The 5,325-nt window shown below is 60.7% G+C and carries 4 protein-coding genes and 1 pseudogene; 2 read left to right on the plus strand and 3 right to left on the minus strand.

Annotation, left to right across the window (positions count from 1 at the left end):
* Nucleotides 1-131: 131 nt before the first annotated feature.
* A complete protein-coding gene (uppP, locus tag Q5H31_RS08035; protein WP_007052850.1) occupies nt 132-1,016 on the minus strand; it encodes an undecaprenyl-diphosphatase UppP in 885 nt (294 codons plus the stop codon).
* Between the two features lie 144 nt (nt 1,017-1,160).
* Between uppP and Q5H31_RS08040 the strand changes: the two genes are divergently transcribed.
* Nucleotides 1,161-1,952, plus strand: a complete 792-nt coding sequence (locus tag Q5H31_RS08040; RefSeq protein ID WP_007054285.1) for a fructosamine kinase family protein — start codon at nt 1,161-1,163, stop codon at nt 1,950-1,952.
* A gap of 45 nt (nt 1,953-1,997) precedes the next feature.
* Here the strand turns inward: Q5H31_RS08040 and dnaJ are convergent, their stop codons facing one another.
* Nucleotides 1,998-3,143: a molecular chaperone DnaJ gene (gene dnaJ, locus Q5H31_RS08045; protein ID WP_007052794.1), complete on the minus strand. Its 1,146-nt coding sequence runs from the start codon at nt 3,141-3,143 to the stop codon at nt 1,998-2,000.
* Nucleotides 3,144-3,198: 55 nt separating this feature from the next.
* On the minus strand, nt 3,199-4,317 hold the full coding sequence (gene hrcA / locus Q5H31_RS08050) for a heat-inducible transcriptional repressor HrcA (RefSeq protein WP_007054286.1): 1,119 nt from the start codon (nt 4,315-4,317) through the stop codon (nt 3,199-3,201).
* Between the two features lie 374 nt (nt 4,318-4,691).
* On the opposite strand from hrcA, the pseudogene Q5H31_RS08055 reads away from it, so the two are divergent.
* Nucleotides 4,692-5,325 (plus strand): annotated as a pseudogene (locus tag Q5H31_RS08055) (transketolase); the annotation flags it as partial.

A 5,325-nucleotide genomic window follows, 5' to 3' on the forward strand; every position in this document is an offset into this window, starting at 1 on the left:
CGGGAGCTGGCTCGCGTAGCGAGACTGAGGGTGGTTCTGCTGGCATATTCCAGTGACCACCCTCAGTCAGCTTCGCTGACAGCTCCCGCCGGCGGGAGCACCATTAATATTGAGTCGCCTATCGACCCGTCTTATGCCGCAGCCACCACGGAGGGATCGATGGCCGGCAGCACGCCCACAATCAGCAGCAAGGCGACGACCACAGCCAAACCGATGCGGTAGATGGCGAAGGCCTTATAGGAGAAGTTCGATACGAACTTCAGGAATCCGATGATCACGATGTAGCCGAGTACGAAGCTGATGACCATGGCTACGAGGGTCGGCCCCCAGCCGGGGAACATCGCATCGGTTTTGTAGTTCTTCACGGCCTTGATGGCTTCGAGCAAACCTGAGCCGAACACCGCGGGGATGGCCATCAGGAAGCTCAGACGCACAGCGGCCTCACGCGTGTAGCCCAGTGCGCGACCGACGGTGATGGTGCCGCCGGAGCGGGACACACCAGGAATCAGCGCCATGGACTGGCCCAAACCGAAGAGGAATGCATCACGATACGTCATATCATTCATGGTTTTGTTCTGGCGAGCCTTGGCATCCACCATCCACAGCAGAATGCCGAATACCAACAGCACGGTTACCGTAATCCACAGGTTGCGCAACGAGGTTTCGATGACGTTCTGCAGAGTGAAGCCGAGGATAATAATCGGAATCGAGCCGACGATAATGTTCCAGCCGAGTGTGGCGTAATTGTCGCCGCGGCCCATGCGGGCCTTCCAATCCTTGCCGTTCTTGCCGAACAGGCAGCTGAACCAGTGAGTAAGGATATTGATGATGTCGTGACGGAAATACAGAATCACCGCAAGTTCGGTGCCGATTTGGATGATGGCGGTAAACGCCGCACCGGGATCAGAGCCCAGCATCAAATCGCCGAAAATACGGATATGCGCGCTGGAGGACACCGGGAGATATTCGGTCAGCGCCTGAACGATGCCGAGAATGATCGCTTGGAAAAAATTCATAACCCCTCGTGATTTCTAAGTATTTGATGTGTTATGACGATGAACACCCTACCCAAGGGGGTGTAGAACAACACTAAGAATCGGTAACATCCACGGCTTCTACAATGAAAGTGGATATAGTACGTAAGCGACGAAGGGAGCATTATGGCCACGTATCGCAAAAGCAGGGCATTCGCACCGGAAGGATTCTTCGAATGCGAGGGTCGAGGACTCGAATGGTTGGGAGCGGCTCATGCGCAAGGCGGCCCGCGCGTGGTGCAGGTATACGGCTGGGGCAAGGATTATCTGGATATCGAACGTGTGGGTAGCGCGTCCCCCACGCCTCAGGCGGCACGAGCTTTTGGCGCGGCTCTGGCCCGTATGCATGATGCGGGTGCCAAGTATTTCGGGTCTGCGCCTGACGGATATAACGGCACATGCTATTTCGGACCATTGCAGGACCCGGTGAAAATGGATACCGGCGAGTGGACCGACCCGATCAGCTATTTCGCTGATGGACGTCTGCGCCCGATGGTCAACCTTGGTGTGAAACGTGGCGAGCTGGATAAGCGCGATGTCGAGTTGACTGAGCGTGTGATTGAAGCGCTGCCGGATCTGATGGGCCGCGCCGCGGCCGACAAGCCGGCGCGCATCCACGGTGATCTGTGGAGCGGCAATGTGATGTGGACCGCCGATTCCGGGCAGTCCGAGGCCGTGCTCATCGACCCGGCGGCACATGGCGGTCATCGCGAGGAGGATCTGGCTATGCTGCACCTGTTCGGTATGAGCTATCTGAGCGAAATCACCGAGGGCTACCAGTCCGTACATCCATTGAAGGCCGGATGGCAGGAGCGCATCACGCTCTGGCAGCTCTACCCCATCGCCGGCCACTGCGTCTTCTTCGGCGGCGGCTACGTCAACGAATACCGCTCCATGTGCCGCTCCCTGCTGAAGTAACAGACTTGGCTCCCCTCAGAGGGGGAGCCAAGAACGCATCCGCTCTCAGCTCAGTGCGTCCTTCAACTTGCTGAAGAAACCTTTCTTTTGACCGGCCTGTGGACGGGATGCCTGGGAGACGTGCGTGGCGCCTGAATCGTGCGAGGCGGCGAACTGTTCGATGAGGCCACGCTCGGTTTCGTTGAGCTTGGTGGGGATAAGCACATTGACGTGGGCGATGAGGTTGCCGCGCTCGTCCTTGTTGCGGATGTTCGTGACGCCCAGTCCCTTAAGCGTCACCGTGTCCTCAGTCTGGCAGCCGGCCGGGATGGACACGGTCTTCTCACCATCGAACGTATCAATGGACAGATCGTGGCCAAGCACGGCCCAGCTCATCGGCACCTGAATCCAGCAGTGCAGGTCGTCGCCATCGCGGGTGAACTGCTTATCCGCCTTGATGCGGATGTCGATGTACAGGTCGCCGGCAGCGCCGCCGCCCTCACCCACTTCGCCCTGGTTGGCCAACCGCAGACGCGCGTTGTCGTTGATGCCGGCGGGCACGGTAACGCCCACGGTACGCGTGGTGCGCACACGGCCGTGGCCCATGCAGCTGGGGCACGGGTTCTGGATGATGGTACCGTGGCCCTCGCAACGTTCACAGGGGGCGGAGGTCATCATCTGGCCGAGCATGGTGCGCACGACCTTCTGCATGAATCCCTGTCCGTGGCAGTCGGGGCAGGTGACCGGCTGTGCGCCGCCCTGGGCACCGGAGCCACCGCACTCCTGGCACAGGGAGAACGTATTGATCTTGACATGCGCGGTGCCGCCGAACACCGCCGTCTTCAAATCGATGGACGCCGAGGCCAAGGCATCGCGGCCGGGCTGGGTACGCGGCACCGGGCCCTGTGAGCCACCGCCGAACGCGGAACCGAAGAACGTGGAGAACACGTCGCTCATATCGCCGAAGCCCGCCCCGGAGAAGCCGCCGGCACCGGCGTTCGGGTTGTTCGGGTCGACTCCCGAATCATACATACGGCGTTTGTCCGGATTGGACAGCACATCGTAGGCGTTGTTCACTTCCTTGAACTTGTCCTCGAACTCAGGGCCCGCGATGTCGGGGTGGTACTTACGGCTGAGCTTGCGGTATGCCTTCTTGATCTCGTCGTCACTGGCGCCGCGTTCCACACCCAGCGTCTCGTAATAATCTGCCACTTGATTGATCCTTTGTGTTCGTTTGGTCTGCGGGTCATTGTGCCACAGACGGCGGTCAGTCTTGAGTCCGGCCCTCGGAGAGGAAGGCGGTCAAATATCTGGCTACGGCCCTGACGGCGGCCATAGTGGCCGCGTAGTCCATGTGGGTCGGCCCTATGGAGCCAACGAAGGCGATGGGTTCCGTGTCGTTCGTCTGGCTCTCCGTCTCGGATTCGGTTTCGGGTTCGCCTACGGGATCGTTCCCCGCCGGTTCGCCCGCCGCTCCGCTGCGCCCATAGCCACTGCTGACCACGGAAGCATGCAGTAGTCCGGGGGTGTGCATTTCGGAGCCGATGGCCACGCCCACGCCGGATGCATTCGTCTCCTCGCTCAGGTTGCTCATGAGCTTCATCAGCACGACCTGTTCTTCCAGCGCGTCGAAGAGCGGGGCCAGATCGGCCAGGGACCGGGAGTGGGCCAGGTGCGAGGTGCCGGACATGTACAGTTCGTTCGCGCGTTCGTCCAATGCCATCGATTCGAAGGCGTCGGCCAGCGCGTCGGCCACGCCACGCACCGACTCGTAGCCGGCGCTGGCGGCGATGGATCGCACGGTCTCCGCGGATTTCGATAGGGACAGCCCGTCGCATTGCTCGTTGACGGTGTTGGAGAGCCGGTTGATCTCGTCCACGGCGGGCATGGATGCGATGGTCAGGCCGTGCTGGGCCACGCGGCCTGTGTCGGTAATCACCACGGCGAGCAACGTGGTCATGGCAACGGGCACCATCTCCACGTGCCGCAATGTGGCCTTGGCCAGCGATGGCGAGGCGACTACGGCCACTTGACCGGTGATTTCGGACAGCAGTCGTGCCGAACGTTGCAGCGCGTCCTTGAGACTCACCGATCCGGACAGGAAGCTGTTGATGCCGCGGCGTTGCGCCTCGCTGAGCGGCACCACGGTAGCAAGTCGGTCCACAAAGTATCGATAGCCCTTTTCGGTGGGCACGCGACCGGCCGAAGTGTGCGGCTGAATCAGATAGCCTTCGTCCTCCAGAGCGGCCATGTCGTTACGGATGGTGGCCGAACTGACGCCGAGATCATGGTCGCGCGTCAGCGAAGTGGAGCCCACGGGCTCCTGAGAACGGATGTAATCCTCCACCACGGCGCGCAGCACCAGCATGCGTCTTGATTGCGTCATGCGCGCCTCCTTATATATACATACATATTCATATCAGTCACGGTTCACTCAGGGCGTACCCCGACGGTCGGTTCGCCACGCCGCGACACGCGGGAACCCAGAAATATTGCCTCTTTCTTGGCTCCGCCACGTGCAGGTGGCGCACTTCACCTTAGAACATTGTATTAGCACTCCTTAGGCTTGAGTGCTAATGCGTTCGTTTGCAGCGTAGCAATGTTCACTGTGAACGCTAACAGAACACAAACTACCAAAACACGCCAAAATTGCACCGCAACGTCGCAAACCGACGCTAGCATGGTAATCGCAATGTGAGGGCGTCAAGCGCCCGGCACAAGCCGGATACGCGGCCCGACCAATTGGAAGGAAAGTAATCCATGACCGAATTCAAGGAGACCGAGCTGGACGAGCGCGCCATCAAGATGGCCAAGGTCCTGTCGGCCGACGCGGTTGAGCGTGCGGGACACGGCCACCCGGGTTCCCCCGTCTCCCTGGCGCCTATCGCCTACACCCTGTACCAGCACTTCATCAAGCATGATCCGAACGACCCCAACTGGGAAGGCCGCGATCGCTTCATTCTTTCCGGTGGCCACGCCTCCCTCACCCAGTACGTCCAGCTGTACTTCTCCGGCTACGGCGTGACCCTGGACGACCTTAAGAACTTCCGTGGCGGCGCTGCCACCCGCACCCCGGGCCACCCGGAGTACGGCCTGACCCCGGGCATCGAAATGACCACCGGCCCTCTGGGCCAGGGCTTCGCCTCCGCCATCGGCTTTGCCTACGGCGAGCGTTTCCAGCGCGGTCTGCTTGACCCGGAGACCCCGAAGGAAGATTCCCCGTTCTACCACAAGATCTGGGCCATCTGCGGTGAAGGCGACATCGAGGAGGGCATCTCCGGCGAGGCCGCTTCCCTGGCCGCCAACCAGAAGCTCGGCAACCTGACCGTGATCTTCGACGCCAACCGCATCCAGATCGAAGGCGACACCAACCTGGTGCTGGCCGAGGACGTGC

It is taken from the genome of uncultured Bifidobacterium sp. (genome assembly GCF_959020155.1).
GTDB lineage: Bacteria > Actinomycetota > Actinomycetes > Actinomycetales > Bifidobacteriaceae > Bifidobacterium.